Genomic DNA, 17260 nt, shown 5'->3' with positions numbered 1-17260 from the left:
GCCCGCGATCACAAGGCTGGTTCAGGCAAAGGTCTCTGCCACGATTTCTTTCGCGAAAGCCGCATCCAAGACGCCGCGGTTCAGCAAGCGATACCAGAATGCACCGTGGATCATGGTCGACAATACCTCGACGTTGCGCGCGGATGAAAGTGCCCCGTGGTCCTGCGCCCGACGCAGCATCAGCGTCATCATCTGCTCGCGCGGCAGAACGAATTTGGCATGGAACGACGCGTGAAACTTCGCGTCTTGCTGTGACGATGCAATCAGCGACCGGATCGTTGCGCCGTCCAGCTTCAGGTGCTCGAAAACCTTGATCAGGAAGTCTTCAAGCTGCGCCCTATAGTCTTGCGCGCTATCCAAAGGCGGTTCAGCGGCATAAGAATTCGTCGCCTCGAAAATCGCTTCGAGGATGAGGTCCGCCTTTGTGTTCCAGCGGTTGTAGAGCGTTTGGCGTGCAACGCCCGCCTCGGCAATAATCGCCGCGATAGAGACCTTTTCGTAGCCCGTTTCCCGCACAAGCCGCAGCGCGGCGGCTTTCAAAGCGGCGCTGGCTTCCTCGTTCGCGGGGCGTCCGCCCGACCTCTTTACCGACATGCACAGCTCCTGTTCATCGATGCAGCGTGGTATGACGTTGATTGTTAGACTGCGATCTACTAAATGCAAGTAGACCGCAGTCTATTATCCCGTTGGAGCGAAGATGTCTCAAATTTCCCTATCCCCCCGCCGCGCCTTCGCGGTAACCGCGACCCTCGGCCTGCTCTCCCTTTTTCCGCCCTTGGCAACCGACATGTATCTGGCCGCCCTCGGGGATCTCGCGACCTCGATGGACGCCACCCATACGGCGGCCGAGCTGTCGCTCTCTCTCTTTTTTCTGGGGCTCTGTTTCGGGCAAATCCTGATCGGCCCCTTGACCGATACCTACGGGCGCAAGGGGCCGCTTTTGATCGGCACCGTCCTTTTCACCGTGACCTCTCTTGTTCTGCCGATGCTCAGCGACATCGCGTGGTTCAACGCACTTCGTTTCATTCAGGCCATCGGGGCGAGCGCGGGCATGGTCGTGGGGCGCGCCATGATCAAAGACCTGTACGAAGGGCGGAAGGCGGCGAAAGTCATGACGGTACTTGTCATGTTGCTGACGCTGGGCCCCATCGCCTCGCCCACGTTGGGCAGCCTGTTGCTTGAAGCGTTTGGTTGGCGTTCCATCTTTGCGACGATGGCCCTTATCAGCCTTGTCGCGCTGGTCTTGTCCGTGATCACCTTGCCCGAGACACTGCCCACCGAAGGCCGCCAGCCTCGGCCCTTCCGCACGGGTGCAAAAACCGCCAAGCGGCTCCTGTCCGAGCGCGGATTCCTCATCATGGCGCTGGTTGCGGGGCTTATTCAAAGCGGCATGTTCGCGTTTATCACGGGATCCTCTGGGGTCTTCCAAGGGATCTTCGGGCTGAGTTCAATCGGCTTTGGCCTCATGTTCGCGGCTATTGCGACCGCACTTATCATCTTTGGCCGCATCAATGGCATGCTGTTGAACCACTATAGCCCCGAACAGATCCTCACCGCCGTCTTGCCGCTGTTTTTCGCCGCTACTTTGGTGTTGGCGCTGCTGTCGCAGACAAGCTCGCTTCTGGTATTCGCCATTCCGCTGTGGATATCGATTGGCTGCGTCGGGCTGCTGTCGGCGAATGCGATGTCCATCGCGATGTCGCTGACAGAGAAAGCTGCCGGCATGGGATCGGCGTTGCTGGGGGCGATCCAGTTCGCCCTTGCCTTTGCGGTCTCGACCTCTGTCGCGATTGGCGGGACAGCTACGGCGCTCCCCATGTCCCTCGGGCTTGTGGTCCCCGCGGGATTGGCAACGGTATTGTTCTTCGCGGCAGGGCGCTTCACCGTGCTCTCGTCATCGCGACTGACCTCCTAAGCCCCATGCGTGTTGAGGTGGGCAGTGGCACCCGCCCACTCTAGCCCCCGCGCAGACGGTCTGCGGTAAAGCGGACTGCCTGCGCGGGGGTTAGAGTTGGCCCTTCTTGATCGTGGCGGCCTACACGTCTTTCACCAAGCGCAGCGCGTCATAAATTGCGACGTGGGTGCCGCGGTCCGACACGGCATCGCCAATACGAAACAGCTCAAACGCGCCACCCGACAGCGACATCCAAGCGTTTTCGACACCACAAATATGAGCCGGGATATGGGTGCGGCTGGCCGCTGGGTTGAACATATTGTTACATAATTATGATTATCAGCTACAAATTTCCGCACAAGGCGCGCCAGGGAACGCAGCTCGTTTTACGAGAGTTCTCTCCGCTCTTGCCGGCTACAACGAACGTCAGCGATAGCATCCCAAGTCTCGATGCGGCTTCAGACGCCGGACGCCCCTATCTGGCGGCGGCCAATGCTGCGCGCAGGATATCTCTGTCACCGATATGGTTCGCGAGGATGAGGATCAGGCGGGCGTTGAATGCGTCGCTTTCGTCCTTGCTTCGCCCTTCATGTGCGCAAAGCAATTCATCATAGAACCCGTCCGGATCCTTGATGTTCGGTTGAAGGTTGAGCCCCATCGTTACTGCCCCTTTCCTGTTGCGATGTCTACGGCTGACCGGATGTCTGCGGCGCTTGCGTGGGCCCACCGTGCGGCGACATGCTGGTCCGGGCGGATCAGGTAGATGCCGCAGGGCGTGTCGCCGAGGTAGCGTGCCGCAATAGCACCGCTGGGATCGTCGGTTTGCGTGTTCAGCGTGACGGTGTTTACCGTGACCCCGCCAACCTCGGCCAGCGCGGGCGGGTCGGTATTGATCGCCAGAACGGTGAACACGCCGCCCACCACGTCCAGCAAGAACCCGTCCCTCAAGGGCGCGTCGCTGCAGGTGGCACCGACACGGCTTGTCGCGGGGCCATTCAGCGCATCGGGGCCGTTCAGCGACAGCCCGTCATAGACACATGGCACAGACAAACGACCGGAATTCACCAGGGGCCGTGCAAAGGGGTGACGGTGTGCGAGGTTCAACACCGCATTGCGGAAAATCTTGCTCATCTCTGTCTTCGGAGTGAGAAAGTCCGTTGCGCGGGTGGAATTCAGGATATTCTCGTCAGCGCCGTGGACCCGCTCTTGCGAATAGCTGTCCAGCAGGCGGTCGGGTGCCAAGCCCTTGATCACCAGATCAAGTTTCCACGCCAGATTGTCCGCGTCCTGCACGCCAGAGTTGGCCCCCCGCGCCCCGAAGGGAGAGACCTGATGCGCGCTGTCGCCCGCAAAGAGTACCCTGCCGTGTCGAAACTTTTCCATACGCCGACATTGGAACGTGTAGATCGAGGTCCATTCGAGCTCGTATTCCGCCCCCTCGCCCAACATGGCATCCACGCGGGCGCGGATATTCTCGGGCTTCAGTTCCTTGGCGCGGTCAATGTCCCACCCCAGTTGGAAATCGATCCGCCAGATATCGTCGGGCTGCTTGTGTAGAAGCGCCGACGCGCCGCTGTCTTTGAAGGGCGGCTCGAACCAGAACCAGCGTTCGGTCGGGAAATCGGCCTTCATCTTCACATCGGCGATCAGGAAATTATCCTCGAACACGCGGCCCTCAAAGCTCAGGCCCAGCTTCTCGCGCGTGGGAGACCGTGCGCCATCGCAAGCGACCAGCCAGTCGGCCTCAAGCTGGTAGGGGCCGTCGGGTGTGTTGATATCCAGCGCCACGTGATCGCCCCGCGGTGTCACACCCGTGACCGCGTTGCGCCCGCGGATTTCAATGGGCGCGCCGTCAGATTGCGCCACACGGATTTCATCCACGAGGTATTTCTCGAAATAGGGCTGTTGCAGGTTGATAAACGCCGGAGCCTTATGGCCGTCTTCGGGTTGCAGATTGAATTCGAACACCCGCTCATCGCCATGAAACACTTTGCCGACGTTCCACTGAACGCCCTTGTCGATCATTGCTTTGCCCGCGCCAAGGCGGTCGCAGATCTCGAGCGTGCGTTTCGCAAAACAGATGGCGCGACTGCCCTGTCCGACCCCTTCATGATCGTCCAATACCACAACAGGCGTGCCCTTACGCCCAAGATCAAGCGCCAGCGCCATCCCGATGGGCCCGCCCCCGACGATCACCACAGGGTGACGCCGGGGGGCAAGATCTTGATCCGCTCCCTTTTGGTAAGGGTATAGTTTGAACGCGATATCATAGCGGGCGTCGACCATGGTTTGCCCTCCCAGACCCGGCCTTAGCCCTGCAACTGCGCCCACATTTCCAGATCGCGCTTGTCTGTCCAGATACGCGGATGCCAGATGCCGCGGGCCTCGTCGAAGGCGCGGCTGACGTTGAACGGCAGGCAGTGCTCGTAGATCGCGTAATCCTTGAACTTCGGGTCGCATTCCGCGCGCACCGCATCCCATGCCTCTTTCAACGTGCCGCCTTTCATGGCGACCCGCTGCGCCGGCTTGAAGGTGCTTTCGACGAAATCACGCGTGCTTTCAATCGCACGCTCAACGGCGTCCTTGCCGATCAAGGCCCCCCCACGACCCGGTGCGATCGCATCCACGTCATAGGCTTTGATGTTATCGAGCGTTTGCCCCCAGTCGCCGAAGTATCCGTCACCGCAATAGCAGGCCGAATGATCCTCAACGATGTCGCCCGTGAACATGACGTTCTGATCCGGCACATGGATCACCGCATCACCCGCCGTATGGGCGCGGCCGACGTGTTTGATATCAACACGACGTTTGCCCAGATAGACGGTCATGCTGTCGCTGAATGTGGTGGTCGGGTAAGTCAGCCCGGGGATTGATTCATGCCCCTCGAACAACCGGGGAAAGCGTTGGAACTCGCTGTCCCAATCTTCCTGTCCGCGTTCCTCGACCATCGCGCGGGCAACGTCGGACATGATGATCTGCTGTGCCCCATAGGCAGAGGCCCCCAACACGCGCACCGCGTGATAATGGGTCAGCACCACATGGCTGATCGGCTTGTCGGTGACTTCGCGCACCTTCTCGATGACCTTATTGGCCAGACGCGGCGTCGCCTGTGCCTCTACAATCATGACGCTGTCATCGCCGATGATCACGCCCGAATTCGGGTCGCCTTCCGCGGTGAAGGCCCACAGGCCCTCGCCGACTTCGTCAAAGGTGACTTTCTTCTCTGTCATATCCCCTTGGGATGCGAATGCTTTTGCCATGGTTCTGGTCCTTTTACTTAGGGGGAATTTGTTGCGGATCGAACGATGCTTTGGCACCTGCCCAACCTCATCTGATACCCGTCACGCCCTGCGGCATCGCGCCGGGTCAACGTTGTGCTTTCACCGGCCGGAGTCCGCTTCATTTCTTGCCCGGTGTCCCGTCGAACTTCTTTTCGATGTCCGCCCAGCAATCGATGTAATCATCCTGCAAGGGGGCCTCCTGTCCGGCGAATTTCGTGAGTTGCTGCGGGAAGCGGGTCTCGAACATGAACGACATCGTATTGTCGAGCTTTTGGGCCGTCAGCTCTGCGTTGGAGGCCCCCTCGAAGGCATTGCGATCAGGCCCGTGCGGCAGCATCATATTGTGCAAGCTGATCCCGCCGGGAATAAAGCCTTTGGGCTTCGCGTCATACTGGCCGTAAATATTGCCCATCAATTCGGACATGATATTCTTGTGATACCACGGCGGGCGGAACGTATCTTCCGCCACCATCCAGCGTTCCCGGAACAAGACAAAGTCGATATTCGCCGTACCTTCGACACCGGACGGCGCGGTGAGAACGGTAAAGATCGACGGGTCAGGATGGTCGAACAGCACCGCCCCCACAGGGCAATAGGTGCGCAGATCATATTTCACCGGCGCGTAGTTCCCGTGCCATGCCACCACATCAAGCGGCGACTGCCCGATCTTGGTTTCATGGAACGCCCCGCACCATTTCACGGTCACGGTAGAGGAGACTTCGCGGTCTTCAAACGCGGCAACGGGTGCTTTGAAATCGCGCGGGTTGGCCATGCAGTTGGCCCCGATCGGCCCACGATTAGGCAGCTCGAACTTTTGGCCGTAGTTCTCGCAGACAAACCCGCGGCACGGCCCTTCAAGCACTTCGACACGGTAGACCAGCCCCCGCGGGATGATCGCGATTTCCTGCGGCGCGATATCAATGATCCCCAGTTCAGTGGAAAACCGAAGACGCCCTTCCTGCGGGACAATCAGCATCTCGCTGTCGGCAGAATAGAAATACGCATCAACCATGGAGGCATTCACAAGATACACATGGGTCGCCATGCCGACCTGCGTATGGACATCGCCCGCCGTCGTCATCGTGCGCATCCCCGTCAGCCATGTCAGCGGCGTGTCTGTGTGCGGCAGCGGATCCCAGCGATATTGCCCAAGGCTCGTGACGTCCGCGACAATGTTGGGCGCGGATTTCCAAAGCGGCAGATCGATCTTGTGATACCGGTGCGAGTGTTTGACCGACGGGCGAATGCGGTAGCACCAGGTACGTTCGTTCTGATGGCTTGGCGCCGTAAAGGCGGTCCCGCTAAGCTGCTCGCCATAAAGCCCGTAGTTGCATTTTTGCGGGCTGTTCATTCCTTGCGGCAAGGCATCCGGCAGCGCTTCTGTCTCGAAATCATTCCCGAAGCCCGGCATATATCCGGCGTTGGCCCCGGGAAGAGACGGGGCTTGGGTCATACGGGTCGGATGTTTTTCGACAGTCATACTCGGCTCCTCGCGTTCCACTAGCGCTTGCCTAAAGGTTGCATTTGTAACTAACAACTGGTTTTTGCGTTGCGACATGAAGGGGGGCAAGGGATGGGTAAAGCATCTGGCGTCAGTTCCGCCGCACCAAGGCTGGCCCCGCTACAGCCACCGGACACGTCCCGAACAGATAACGGCATCTTAGCACGGCATCCTTGCAAAAACCGTTCTGGACTTCACAACGCCCGTACGCATTAGCTACCGTTTGGTCTATGCAACGCCCAAAGCGCGTATTGGAGAAGAATATATGAAAACGATAGTTCTCGCTGTTTTCAGCCTACAGGGCGGTGGTGCAGAGCGCGTTGTTCAGACCTTGGCCCGCACTATGAATGCCATGGGCCACCAAGCACATATCGTAGTTTTTAAAGACGACATCGATCACGATCTCGACCCTGAGGTGCCAATTCACAGGTTTCCATATCGGCTTTGGCGTTCATTGCCGCGAAAAATCCGGGGCAAAGTCGCGGCCATGGCTTTCGACAGATTTGTCAAAAAACATATAGGTGTGCCTGACCTCGTTCTCTCTAATCTGTTCCCAGTTGATCTCATCCTCTCGCAAAGCCAACTGCCGAATGTTCACTTTGTCATGCACAGCACTGCGTCACATGAATATGCCCTAGGGGGTCAGCAAAACGCGGAGCTGGAAAAACTGCGCCGCGTCTACAGCGGAAAAAAATGTATCTGCGTCAGCAAAGGCGTCGAAGAGGACATGCAGGCGCTGTTTGGGAAATCGCTCGAGACCCGCACAATCTATAACCCGGTTGAACCGGCTTTGATCCAACGGCAGGCCGGTGAACCGGTGCCGCCCCGGAAGGACTATATCGTCAACGTAGGCAAGTTCAAAAAAGCCAAGCGCCACGATCGGCTCCTACATGCATATGCGCGGGCAAAGACCCCGTATGACCTGCTGCTCGTCGGGTCCGGACCCTTGCTGGGAGAAACCAAAGCATTGGCGCAGTCTTTGGGCATCGCAGACCGCGTGCATTTTGTGGGCTTCCAGAAAAACCCGTTCCCGTTGATCAAAGCGGCAAGATTCATGGTTGTATCGTCGGAATATGAAGGGCTGAACATGACAATCCTCGAAGCGATTGCCCTTGGTGTCCCCGTCATCAGCACGGATTGCCCCTCGGGGCCGGCTGAAATACTGCCCACACAAAATCTCGTGTCACCACCCGACAATATCGAAGCGCTTTCAGCCCGAATGACGGAAGCCTCAGACAACCCGGAGCGCTTCAGGATCGACTTCCCCGAAAAGTTCGATGCCAAGGCCGTGACCCGCGCTTATATGAGCCTCAGCGCTTGATGGATGTGTCGGAAACATTTGACGACAAGACGGTGTGACGTCCTTGGGGCTTAATACTCCGCACTCAATATGCCCACGCGATACATAGCTTTCGTAGTCCGGTCACGGGTTGTTGCGCCTGAAAGTGGGGAATGCCTCGTGAATACCAGATATGTGGCGTCTATGAGTGCTCTTGACCAACAACCTGAAGTCGTATCCTAAGGAGTATTCATGAATATGTGGTCCGCTCAAGGTTTTGGCCACACAAGCGCAAACTGGAACAAATAAAGGTACCGGGTACTGTCCAGTTGTAAATAACGAGGAACTCTGTGGATACTTACCTGATCAACCTAAAGCGGCGCCCTGATCGACTGTCGGAAGTTTCGCGAAAGATGGCTGACCTAGGGTTGCCATTCAAAATCTTCCGCGCCGTCGATGGCCATGACGATGATGCTAAGCTCCCAGATTTGAATAGACATCTATTTGTGATCAATCAAAAAAAGCAGCCCGTGCGCGGTGAAATTGCTTGCGCAGCCTCGCACATCGCCGTTTGGCGGCAGTTTCTTGAAACAGACGAAGAATATGCACTGATCATTGAAGATGATATTGATATCGCACCGGATTTGGAGATGGTTCAGAAGCAAATGCCCGGCCTTGGCCTGGATTTCTTGAATCTCTCCTCTAACGCGCCTTACACCTACACGCTGGATGAAGAGACACTCAGTCAACTCGCCAACGACGCAGTTAGAACACGCCCAACGGTGTTTGAACGGTCACGGCGTCGCCTATGGCGCAGGCTTGAATGGCGTAGACGTTGGCGGATTTTTCACCTTCATCCGCTCCCCAACGGCCATGTGGCGTGTGAATGTGATCCGGCACCGCTACTGGGAAGCGGGTACATCGTTTCACGTCGTGCGGCAGAGGCGTTTCTGCAGACCACCGAGCACCTCTTCTTTCCGGTCGATCTCGTTTGGCGGCACGCCCCGGGCATGCTGCGGCAGGGCTTTTTAGCCCGACCTATTGTGACGCAAACTGACAAGGACTCCGATATTCCGGGGCGCTTTGACCAAGGGAAGATGGCGCTGAAATACCGGCTTCTCAGACCCTTCCTAAAAAGCCGAAGACTACGTCGGCGGTTTGATGTACTGCGTCTTTACGGAGTGTTGCGCCACTAAATCGATAGGAAAAGCGAGACCAATGCGAAAGAAACCCGGACGGCTTAGACGGTTTTTATCCCTCAACCAGCATCGCAAACGCTGGGGCGCGCGCAGGCATGCGGCGGCGGAACATGATCTAGCCGAGCTCAAAGCGACGATGATTGACGCGGGCGATCCGGTTCAGACGCGGGGGTCAGCGAAATCCATCGACCTGCATCTGCAAAATCTAAGGACGGAATTTTCGGGGCAGTCTGCGCTGCTACTTTATCATGCAGAGTTGATCGTGCTGATCCGGCGCGACCACAACCTGGCTAAAACCTATCAAAAATTCCGCACCCTGTGGATGGCCGAGGGGAAGTTCCTGCGGGAGAAACTGAATATCCGCTGGCTTGTCTCAGCCACCGACACATTTGCGGCCCATGATAGCGATATGGCGGTGCGCGCGGTTGCCATGATGACAAGCGCGGTCGTCAACACAGTTAAAATGTACGAAAGTGAACGGTATCTGACGGATACCTTGGGCACCACGATGGCCCCGGCGCATGTCGAGGATGTTCAACACCGGCTCATCCCGCTTTTCGAAGGCATGTCCTGCTTTACCGTCGGAACGGATGACACCCTGCGCAATATGGTCTGGAGGATGGAACCGTTTATGGCACTTGATCCCGTCGGGCCCATTTTCCAGGAAATCTGGGCGCGGCTGCAGATCAATGACACCGCGTTTGCGCGCTTTAAGGCACAGCACAAACGGGATAAAACAAGCTGGTGGGACGAGGCTTAGCGCCGCGGCTCTTGGGGGGCCGTATAAAACTCGGCGGGTGACAATGATATTTCTCGGCGTTCGGCATCCATGGCATGCAGCAAGGCCTGCATGCCCATGCGAAGTTGGGCGGCGATGCGGCGCAGCTTGAACCTCGCGGTGGTTGGCTGCCGTGTCGGCACACCGGCCCCGATCAGCGAATGTGTCTTAAGCCCGACAGCAACGCCGTAAGCCTCCGCTTGGTCGATCTGGATCGCGCAGGCCGGTTCGACCTGATAGCTCTTAAGCTCGTAAGCACCACAGATCATCGCATCGGCAAGTGCTGCCTGTGTCTTTGCACGCTGCAACAGTTTTGCCGCCCCTGACGGCCATAGCACATATGCGGCGGCACCGCTGCGATCCTGATAGAGACGGCGCATAACGTGGTCGTCTGTCAGCGGTTGTGCGTCTTTGCCGACAATCTTCCGACGCTGGCGTACCTCAAGCGTCAGATGGTCGACATCCACCAACCCGCGACAGGACTTGAGCAATACCTGCGTCGCGCGAGAAAGCACGACATCGTCCTCAAGGATCAACGCAGGTTCCTCCAAAGCCGCAACACGTTCCCATGCTGCTACGTGGCTCAGAAAACAAGCTTTCTCGGTTTCCTTAAGGGGGCGTTGCCAACTGGCCCAATAGGCCGCGTTATGCGATCCGCTCTGCGCATCGGGGGTAACGGCTTCGAGCCGCTCATAGGGCAGGCCAAGCGCATCCATCTGTTGCGCCATAAAGGCCATACGGTCCCGGGCCGAAGCGACGTTGATGATGATCGACAGTATGAGGAGCCCCTCCGGACAGATGGCGTGCGACTACCGGCTTCTATCAACAGTCACCTCACACGGCAATCTAAGATGATTATTCTCGCCCCTCGTGATCCTTATGGGGCCGAGGGCGGGAGCGGCCATCAGATCCGCTGCGGCGTGGTCGGCTGTGACACGCGTCCTAAGCCCAGCTCTACCCCTCTTCACCTTCAACACACACGTCATCCTCCAGCAAGATACGCGCGGCATCGCCCTCCAGGTCTTCGTACTGACCACTGCGCAATGTCCACAGACAGGCGATCAGCCCTGCTGCGCCGAGGCATATGGAAACGGGGATCAGGACAATCAGAATATTCATCGACGCAACGCATTCAGGACGACAAGGATGGAGGACGAAGACATGACCGCCGCCGCCATCAGCGGTGTGGCAAAGCCCATGACCGCGACCGGGATCGCCACGCAGTTATAGGCGGCGGCGAGGGCGAGGTTCTGCTTGATGCGGTTGCGCGCCCGACGTGCCAGGCTCAGGGTCTGTGCGATGGTACCTAGAGTGCCCCCCAGAATGACGCCGTCCGAGGCGACCCTTGCCGCGTCCAGCGCTGAACCGGGGGCGAGCGATGCATGTGCGGCGGCAAGCGCTGCGGTGTCATTCAGCCCGTCACCCACCATCAGCACCCGCCTGCCCTGTTCGGACATGCCACGCACCAGATCGACTTTCTCGTGCGGCAAGACACCGGCATGTATCTGATCAATCCCAAGCTTTGCGGCAAGGGCGGCGGCGCGGGCCGGTGTGTCGCCGGTGATCATCGCGACCTGCCACCCGCCGGCGCAAAGCGCGGCGATCAACGCGGCGGTGCCGGGGCGCGGGGTCTCGGTCAGCGGCAGGGGGATGCACCGATCGGGCAGATGAAGCTCGGGCCCGTCCTCTCCGCGCACCAGCCCCACGGGCACACCATTCCAAAGGGCGGTGACCCCCTGCCCTGCGACCTCGACCACGTCGCGCAAGTCGGCAGGAGCCTGCCCCGCAAGGGACGCCGCCAGCGCACGGGACGCGGGGTGGTGCGACGCTTGGGCCAAGCTCAACGCAACTGACGCGGCGTCGGGATCAAGCGCGGGAAGAACAGCCACCCCTTCGGTCAGCGTGCCGGTTTTGTCAAAAACGACCGTGTCGATGTCAGCCAGCCGTTCCAGTGCCGTGGGCGATTTCAGCAGCACGCCCGCGCGGAACAGCCGCCCCGTCATTGCCGCCGTGACCGCCGGAATGGCAAGCGCCAAGGCGCAGGGGCAGGTAATGATCAACGTTGCGGTGGCCACCGCAATGGCGTGATGCAAATCCCCCGTCAGCGCCCACCAGACCGCGAAAGCCACCGCGGCCAAACCATGCACCACCGGCGCATAAAGCCGCGCGGCGCGGTCCGCGATCCCGCTGTAGCGGTGTTTGCCGGTCTCTGCGACCTCGACGAGGGCCGCCAAACGGCGCAGGGTGCTGTCTTCGGCGCGATGCGTGGCCCGCAGTGTCAGCGGTGCGCCAAGGATCACTTCGCCCGCGCAGACCAGATCCCCTGCCGCCAAAGCGACGGGATCCGCCTCTCCGGTCAGGGCAGAGCGGTCCACCATTGCGGCGGTTTCGGCTATGCCGTCCACAGGCGCACGGGCCCCTGCGGCCAGTGCGATCCGGTCGTCCGGCATCAGCACGGCAACATCCACGGTTTCGCGCCCTGTCGCGGTCAGCCGAGTGGCGCGCGGCAGTTCCAGCGCCGTCAGCTCTGCTGCGGCAGAACGCGCCGTCGCCCGCGCGCGGTGTTCAAGATACCGCCCCACCAGCAAGAAAAACGTCAAGGACAGCGCGGCATCAAACCATGTATGCGCCCCGCGGGCCGCAAAGGTTTCATAAAGCGATGTCGCAGCGGCCAGCAGGATCGCCAACGCAATGGGAACATCCATGTTCATCCGCCCCGCCCGCAAGGCCCCCCATGCCGAGGCAAAGAATGGCACCGCAGAAAACGCCAGCGCGGGCAGTGCTATCGCGGCCGAGACCCAGTGGAACATCACCCGTGTCACATCCCCGGCCCCCGACCAGACCGCGACAGAGATTGCCATCACATTCATCATCGCAAAGCCCGCCACCGCAGCACGGGCCAGAAGGCGCCGCCCCGCGTCGTCATTGGCGGGGCGCAGGGCGGTCGCGTCCAACTCATGCGCGTCAAAGCCTGCGTCGTTCAAGGCCTGAAGGGCGGTGCTGGCGTCACACCCGGGGGCGAGCACAAGGCGAACCCGCTTGGCGCTCAGGTTTACTCTCGCCGCTTTCACAGACGGCAGCTTGGCCAAAACCCCTTCGACCCCCGCAATACAGGCGGCACAGCGGATCTGCGGCAACGCAAGGTAGACTGCCGCCTCGGTCTCGGGCACGCCCCTGCGCGCGGTTTCGACCGATGGGGCCAGCGCGATACAGCCCGGACAGGCAGCGACAGTCATCGCAGGCCCCGCAGCGGGATGCGGCGCCGAAAGAGCGTGCCGTCAGCGGCCCGCATCTCTATCCGCAAGTTCCAGTTGCCGGGGCCCGACGTGACGGGGGCGACCCATGCGGTGCCGTCCCAGCTGAATTCCGGCGTGATGTCATCCGCTACCGTTGTTGCGCGTCCCAATGTGGCAAAGATGATCTCGGGCCTTACCACGCGATTGCCCCCATCTGTCACAGAAAGCCTAAGCGTCGTGTCGGTCAGCGCCGTCCGCACGGTCCAGCCCAAAGCTTCCTGTGCGGCGCGGTCGGTGTCGAAGTTCTGCGAGGCGACATAGCTCGACTCGGTCTCTTTGCCGGGGAAAGTCCGCACCGCGTTGAACGCCAGCGCGAGGTTCACCGAGATGATGATCGAAAAGCCGCCGATAAACATCGCCAGCACATGCCAGCCGGTCAGCCGGCGTTCAGTCTGTACCACGCTCATCAGATCCTTCCTTTCCGTTGAAAATTGTATTGCCATAGGCCCGCTCGCCCGAGGTGACATCTTCGACCCAAAGGCGCAGATCACTGCGCTGCGCGCGGGCGGCGGGGGTCTGCGGCGGGGCGATCACATAGACGCGTTGCAACCGGCTGGTGTCAGCGGGCACGTTGACCACGGCGTTACTTGCGCCCTCTACCGCCAGTTCCAAGGGGCTGTCAGCCACCAGCGACACTCTGAAATCCCGTGCTTCGGTGTGTTTGTTGCGCAGGCGGATGTCATAGGCGTTGCGGATGGACCCGTCCGACAGGGTGACAAAGGTCGGGTTGCGCACCGGCGCAATGGTCATGTCGATCTCAGGCCGGATGAAAAGTGCTACGACCAGCGCCACACCGATGGCGGCCCATGCCGTCGTGTACACAATCGTGCGGGGTCGAAATATATGCTGCCAAAGCGGCTTGGGCTGCCACGAGGGCAGCGCGGCACCAGCAACGTCACCGGCGGGGGCGTCGGCATACCCCGCGACTGCGGCGCTTTGTTGCGGGGCGGTTGGCGGTTCGTCATCCAGCGCGAGATAGTCGATCAGCCCCCGTGGCCGCCCGATCTTGGCCATCACATCGTCACAGGCGTCGATGCAGAGGGCGCAGGTAATACACTCCATCTGCTGACCCTCGCGGATATCGATCCCCATCGGGCAGACGGCGACACAGGCGTTGCAATCGATACAATCCCCCAGCACGTCGCCGCTGCGCGACTGGCGGTCTCCGGCGGAGTTTATATCCAGCGCGGCACCATAGCGCGCCACGGCATCGCCGCTCCCAATCGCGGCGGCGGCGGCTTGCTGGCGTTTCACCCCACCCTTCCCGCGCGGCTCCCCCCGCCATTTGCGGTAGCCGACGGTCAGCGTGCCGGGGTCCATCATCGCGCCTTGGATGCGGGGCCAGGGGCACATGTAGATGCAGATCTGTTCGCGCATGAAGCCGCCAAAGATAAAGGTCGTGGCAGTGAGCACGGCGATGGTGGCATAGGCCACGGGGGCGGCTTGCAGGGTCACGAGGTCGCGCGCGAGACTGGGCGCATCGGCAAAGTAAAAGACCCAAGCCCCGCCCGTCGCCACCGCGATCAGCAACCAGACCCCCCATTTCGCCCCCCGCAACCGCGCCTTGCGCAGGCTCCACGGCGCATTGTGCAGGCGGATACGCGCGTTGCGGTCGCCCTCGATCCAGCGCTCCACGGTCATGAAGAGGTCAGACCAGACGGTTTGCGGGCAGGCATAGCCACACCAGACCCGCCCCAAGGCAGAGGTAAACAGGAACAGCCCCAGCCCCGCCATGATCAGCAGTCCGGCGACGAAATAGAATTCATGCGGCCAAATCTCGATCCAGAAGAAATGGAAACGGCGGTTCGCAAGATCGACCAGAACCGCCTGATCCGGCAGCTTCGGCCCGCGGTCCCAACGGAGCCACGGGGTGACGTAATAGACCCCCAGCGTGAGGATCAGGATCACCCATTTCAGCCGGCGGAAAAAGCCGCTCACCCGGCGGGGGAAGATCGGCTCGCGCGCGGCGAAAAGCGGGGGGGCGGCGTTGGACATGGGCGGGTGGCTCCGGGGTTACGTCTTGCGGCCTACACCCGTGGGGCGCAGGCCGCTTTGATCTGCATCAAACAACAGGTGTTTCTGTGCTGCGGCTCAGTCGGCAGGCGTATCTTGGGCCGTGTCCATCGCGGCCTCCCCCCCGCCCAGACCATGCACATAGGCCGTTACAGCGCGCACATCGGCTTCGCCCAAACGCGCCTGCCACGGCGGCATGACCCCCATGCGCGGTGTTTTCAGCTGTTGGATGATCGCCTCGTGACTGCCGCCGCGCAGCCAGATCGCATCGGCAAGGTTTGGCGCGCCGATCTCGCGATCCCCAAGGCCCGTCTCACCGTGGCACGCGCTGCAATTCGTGGCAAAGATATCCGCACCCGCTTGGGCCGCTGTCTCGTCATGCGCGAGCCCCGAAAGGCTGCGCACGAAATGGGCCGTGGCGTCCAGCTCCGCAGCGCCCAGCCAGTCAAAGGACGGCATCTGCGACACCCTCGCGTCGGCGTCATCCTCGTTGCGGATGCCGTGGCGCACGGTATAGGCGATCTCGGCCATCGTACCGCCCCAAAGCCAGTCATCGTCCAGAAGGTTCGGATAGCCCGAGGCCACCACACCCCCTGCCCCCGCGCCATGACATTGCGAACAATTCGCCGCAAAGACCGAACGCCCCGCCTGCACAGCGAAACGGTGCAGTTCTTCGTTGTCTTTCAGAACCCCCATATCGACGTTGATCAGGCTTTCCGTCAGATCGGCATTCGACAGATCGACACGCGCGATCTCTGCCGCGACCTCGCCACGGGTGGAATAGCCCAGCAACCCCGCGGTCGCGCCCGAAACCATCGGCCACGCGGGATAGAGGATGGTATAGATCACGCCCCAGACGATGGTGGCGTAGAATGTCCAAAGCCACCACCGCGGCAAGGGCGTGTTCAGCTCTTCGATGCCATCCCAGCTGTGGCCCGTGGTTTCGGTGCCGGTGGTGGGGTCGATCTTGCGGTTGTCGGTCATTGGCGGGCTCCGTCTTTGCGGGCTTGGTCGGGGTCATCGTTGCGAAACGGCACATCCGCCGCGTCATCATGCAGCGCGCGCGAGCCGGGGCGATAGGCCCAAGCAATGACCCCCAGAAAGATCAGCGTCAGGATCAGCAGGGCCCAACTGTCAGCCAGTTCACGCAGGAAGGAATAGGTGTCCATGGCGGTCTCCTCAGCGGGTGACATCGGGCACAAAGGTCGAGAAATCGACCAACGTCCCGAGCATTTGCAGATAGGCGATCAGGGCATCCATCTCGCTGACACCGGGCTGCCCGTCAAAGTCGCGCACCTGCGCACCGGGGTAGCGATCAAGCAGCGCGTCATAATCCCCCATCGGGTCAACCTGCATGCGGAAATCTCCGCGCGCGCTGGCGATCATCTCGTCGGTGTAGGGCACGCCAACCATGCGGTGGGTTGCCAGCAGATCGGTCACATCCTCGCTTTCCAGCTTGGCCTCCATCAGAAAGGCGTATTTCGGCATAACGCTTTCCGGCACCACCGACTGCGGGTCCATCAGGTGATCCACATGCCACTCGTCCGAATAGCGCCCACCGACCCGCGCCAGATCCGGCCCGGTGCGTTTCGAGCCCCATTGAAACGGGTGGTCATACATGGATTCGGCGGCGAGGCTGTAATGGCCGTAACGCTCCGTCTCGTCGCGCATGGGGCGGATCATCTGGCTGTGGCAGACATAGCAGCCCTCGCGCACATAGATCTCGCGCCCTGCCAGTTCCAGCGGCGAATAGGCGCGCATGCCCTCGACCTTTTCGATCGTGTTTTCCAGCCAGAACAGCGGCGCGATCTCGATGATGCCGCCGATACTGACCACCCCGAGAGAGGCGATCAGCAGCAGCGTCGCATTGCGTTCAAACCGCTGGTGAAAGGTGATCGTCTGCGTCTCGGGCGGCAGTTCGTTCGGGATTTTGCCCTTTTTCATCCCTTCGCTGGCGGTCACCACCTTGGGGTCGTCAGCGGGGTCATAATTGGGGCTGTGGGGGTTCTTGGCCATTGA

18 protein-coding genes are annotated in these 17260 nt (G+C 60.5%); 4 read left to right on the top strand and 14 right to left on the bottom strand.

What is annotated here, in order from left to right:
• Positions 1-21: 21 nt before the first annotated feature.
• A complete protein-coding gene (locus IV89_RS16300) occupies positions 22-594 on the bottom strand; it encodes a TetR/AcrR family transcriptional regulator (protein ID WP_037941934.1) in 573 nt (190 codons plus the stop codon).
• Positions 595-697: 103 nt separating this feature from the next.
• Here IV89_RS16300 and IV89_RS16295 point away from each other — a divergent pair, with 103 nt between their 5' ends.
• Positions 698-1915 carry a multidrug effflux MFS transporter gene (locus IV89_RS16295; RefSeq protein ID WP_037941936.1) on the top strand — a complete coding sequence of 406 codons (1218 nt, stop codon included), beginning with the start codon at positions 698-700 and terminating at the stop codon, positions 1913-1915.
• A 120-nt stretch (positions 1916-2035) separates the two neighbouring features.
• On the opposite strand, the gene IV89_RS16290 is transcribed toward IV89_RS16295, so the two are convergent.
• From IV89_RS16290 to hmgA, 5 genes are all read right to left on the bottom strand, one after another.
• Positions 2036-2212, bottom strand: a complete 177-nt coding sequence (locus IV89_RS16290) for a hypothetical protein (RefSeq protein ID WP_160171646.1) — start codon at positions 2210-2212, stop codon at positions 2036-2038.
• Positions 2213-2369: 157 nt separating this feature from the next.
• Positions 2370-2552, bottom strand: coding sequence for a DUF2783 domain-containing protein (locus IV89_RS16285; RefSeq protein ID WP_037941939.1), 183 nt, complete (start codon positions 2550-2552; stop codon positions 2370-2372).
• A gap of 2 nt (positions 2553-2554) precedes the next feature.
• Positions 2555-4180: an FAD-dependent oxidoreductase gene (locus IV89_RS16280; RefSeq protein ID WP_037941942.1), complete on the bottom strand. Its 1626-nt coding sequence runs from the start codon at positions 4178-4180 to the stop codon at positions 2555-2557.
• 23 nt (positions 4181-4203) lie between these two features.
• Positions 4204-5154: an MBL fold metallo-hydrolase gene (locus IV89_RS16275; protein ID WP_037941943.1), complete on the bottom strand. Its 951-nt coding sequence runs from the start codon at positions 5152-5154 to the stop codon at positions 4204-4206.
• A 139-nt stretch (positions 5155-5293) separates the two neighbouring features.
• Entirely contained in the window at positions 5294-6655 is a 1362-nt protein-coding gene (gene hmgA / locus IV89_RS16270; protein WP_037941944.1) for a homogentisate 1,2-dioxygenase, read from the bottom strand.
• Between the two features lie 286 nt (positions 6656-6941).
• On the opposite strand from hmgA, the gene IV89_RS16265 reads away from it, so the two are divergent.
• The 3 genes from IV89_RS16265 to IV89_RS16255 all read left to right on the top strand — a co-directional run bounded on the left by IV89_RS16265 (position 6942) and on the right by IV89_RS16255 (position 9914).
• A complete protein-coding gene (locus IV89_RS16265) occupies positions 6942-7997 on the top strand; it encodes a glycosyltransferase (RefSeq protein WP_037941946.1) in 1056 nt (351 codons plus the stop codon).
• A 308-nt stretch (positions 7998-8305) separates the two neighbouring features.
• Positions 8306-9151, top strand: coding sequence for a glycosyltransferase family 25 protein (locus tag IV89_RS16260; RefSeq protein WP_037941948.1), 846 nt, complete (start codon positions 8306-8308; stop codon positions 9149-9151).
• Positions 9152-9173: 22 nt separating this feature from the next.
• Positions 9174-9914 (top strand): hypothetical protein, encoded by a 741-nt coding sequence (locus IV89_RS16255; RefSeq protein ID WP_037941949.1) that lies wholly within the window; start codon positions 9174-9176, stop codon positions 9912-9914.
• On the opposite strand, the gene IV89_RS16250 is transcribed toward IV89_RS16255, so the two are convergent.
• The 8 genes from IV89_RS16250 to ccoO all read right to left on the bottom strand — a co-directional run bounded on the left by IV89_RS16250 (position 9911) and on the right by ccoO (position 17257).
• Positions 9911-10660, bottom strand: a complete 750-nt coding sequence (locus IV89_RS16250) for a glycosyltransferase family 25 protein (protein ID WP_235183696.1) — start codon at positions 10658-10660, stop codon at positions 9911-9913. The two genes, IV89_RS16255 and IV89_RS16250, sit on opposite strands and share 4 nt — an antisense overlap.
• A 226-nt stretch (positions 10661-10886) precedes the next feature.
• Positions 10887-11051 carry a cbb3-type cytochrome oxidase assembly protein CcoS gene (gene ccoS, locus IV89_RS16245; RefSeq protein WP_037941952.1) on the bottom strand — a complete coding sequence of 55 codons (165 nt, stop codon included), beginning with the start codon at positions 11049-11051 and terminating at the stop codon, positions 10887-10889.
• A complete protein-coding gene (locus IV89_RS16240) occupies positions 11048-13168 on the bottom strand; it encodes a heavy metal translocating P-type ATPase (protein ID WP_037941954.1) in 2121 nt (706 codons plus the stop codon). Before IV89_RS16240 ends, ccoS begins: the two co-directional genes overlap by 4 nt.
• Complete coding sequence (locus tag IV89_RS16235) at positions 13165-13635, bottom strand: FixH family protein (RefSeq protein WP_081858741.1); 471 nt, start codon at positions 13633-13635, stop codon at positions 13165-13167. The genes IV89_RS16240 and IV89_RS16235 overlap by 4 nt, the downstream gene beginning before the upstream one ends.
• Positions 13616-15223: a cytochrome c oxidase accessory protein CcoG gene (gene ccoG, locus IV89_RS16230; RefSeq protein ID WP_037941957.1), complete on the bottom strand. Its 1608-nt coding sequence runs from the start codon at positions 15221-15223 to the stop codon at positions 13616-13618. The genes IV89_RS16235 and ccoG overlap by 20 nt, the downstream gene beginning before the upstream one ends.
• Positions 15224-15319: 96 nt before the next feature.
• Positions 15320-16225 (bottom strand): cytochrome-c oxidase, cbb3-type subunit III, encoded by a 906-nt coding sequence (gene ccoP, locus IV89_RS16225; RefSeq protein WP_037941959.1) that lies wholly within the window; start codon positions 16223-16225, stop codon positions 15320-15322.
• The gene (locus IV89_RS16220) at positions 16222-16410 is read right to left on the bottom strand and encodes a CcoQ/FixQ family Cbb3-type cytochrome c oxidase assembly chaperone (protein ID WP_037941960.1); all 189 of its coding nucleotides are present in this window, start codon (positions 16408-16410) and stop codon (positions 16222-16224) included. The genes ccoP and IV89_RS16220 overlap by 4 nt, the downstream gene beginning before the upstream one ends.
• A 10-nt stretch (positions 16411-16420) precedes the next feature.
• Positions 16421-17257: a cytochrome-c oxidase, cbb3-type subunit II gene (ccoO, locus tag IV89_RS16215; RefSeq protein WP_081858742.1), complete on the bottom strand. Its 837-nt coding sequence runs from the start codon at positions 17255-17257 to the stop codon at positions 16421-16423.
• Between the last annotated feature and the right edge of the window lie 3 nt (positions 17258-17260).

The organism is Sulfitobacter sp. CB2047, from assembly GCF_000735125.2.
Lineage (GTDB): Bacteria > Pseudomonadota > Alphaproteobacteria > Rhodobacterales > Rhodobacteraceae > Sulfitobacter > Sulfitobacter pontiacus.
The sequence above is the reverse complement of the archived record's forward strand: the minus strand, read 5'-3'. Positions and strand labels throughout refer to the sequence as shown.

Excerpts from the sequence above, each read along its gene's own strand:
- IV89_RS16300 (WP_037941934.1), bottom strand. The coding sequence starts at position 594 with ATGTCGGTAAAGAGGTCGGGCGGACGCCCCGCGAACGAGGAAGCCAGC.
- IV89_RS16295 (WP_037941936.1), top strand. The coding sequence starts at position 698 with ATGTCTCAAATTTCCCTATCCCCCCGCCGCGCCTTCGCGGTAACCGCG.
- IV89_RS16290 (WP_160171646.1), bottom strand. The coding sequence starts at position 2,212 with ATGTTCAACCCAGCGGCCAGCCGCACCCATATCCCGGCTCATATTTGT.
- IV89_RS16285 (WP_037941939.1), bottom strand. The coding sequence starts at position 2,552 with ATGGGGCTCAACCTTCAACCGAACATCAAGGATCCGGACGGGTTCTAT.
- IV89_RS16280 (WP_037941942.1), bottom strand. The coding sequence starts at position 4,180 with ATGGTCGACGCCCGCTATGATATCGCGTTCAAACTATACCCTTACCAA.
- IV89_RS16275 (WP_037941943.1), bottom strand. The coding sequence starts at position 5,154 with ATGGCAAAAGCATTCGCATCCCAAGGGGATATGACAGAGAAGAAAGTC.
- hmgA (WP_037941944.1), bottom strand. The coding sequence starts at position 6,655 with ATGACTGTCGAAAAACATCCGACCCGTATGACCCAAGCCCCGTCTCTT.
- IV89_RS16265 (WP_037941946.1), top strand. The coding sequence starts at position 6,942 with ATGAAAACGATAGTTCTCGCTGTTTTCAGCCTACAGGGCGGTGGTGCA.
- IV89_RS16255 (WP_037941949.1), top strand. The coding sequence starts at position 9,174 with ATGCGAAAGAAACCCGGACGGCTTAGACGGTTTTTATCCCTCAACCAG.
- IV89_RS16250 (WP_235183696.1), bottom strand. The coding sequence starts at position 10,660 with ATGGCGCAACAGATGGATGCGCTTGGCCTGCCCTATGAGCGGCTCGAA.
- ccoS (WP_037941952.1), bottom strand. The coding sequence starts at position 11,051 with ATGAATATTCTGATTGTCCTGATCCCCGTTTCCATATGCCTCGGCGCA.
- IV89_RS16240 (WP_037941954.1), bottom strand. The coding sequence starts at position 13,168 with ATGACTGTCGCTGCCTGTCCGGGCTGTATCGCGCTGGCCCCATCGGTC.
- IV89_RS16235 (WP_081858741.1), bottom strand. The coding sequence starts at position 13,635 with ATGAGCGTGGTACAGACTGAACGCCGGCTGACCGGCTGGCATGTGCTG.
- ccoG (WP_037941957.1), bottom strand. The coding sequence starts at position 15,223 with ATGTCCAACGCCGCCCCCCCGCTTTTCGCCGCGCGCGAGCCGATCTTC.
- ccoP (WP_037941959.1), bottom strand. The coding sequence starts at position 16,225 with ATGACCGACAACCGCAAGATCGACCCCACCACCGGCACCGAAACCACG.
- IV89_RS16220 (WP_037941960.1), bottom strand. The coding sequence starts at position 16,410 with ATGGACACCTATTCCTTCCTGCGTGAACTGGCTGACAGTTGGGCCCTG.
- ccoO (WP_081858742.1), bottom strand. The coding sequence starts at position 17,257 with ATGGCCAAGAACCCCCACAGCCCCAATTATGACCCCGCTGACGACCCC.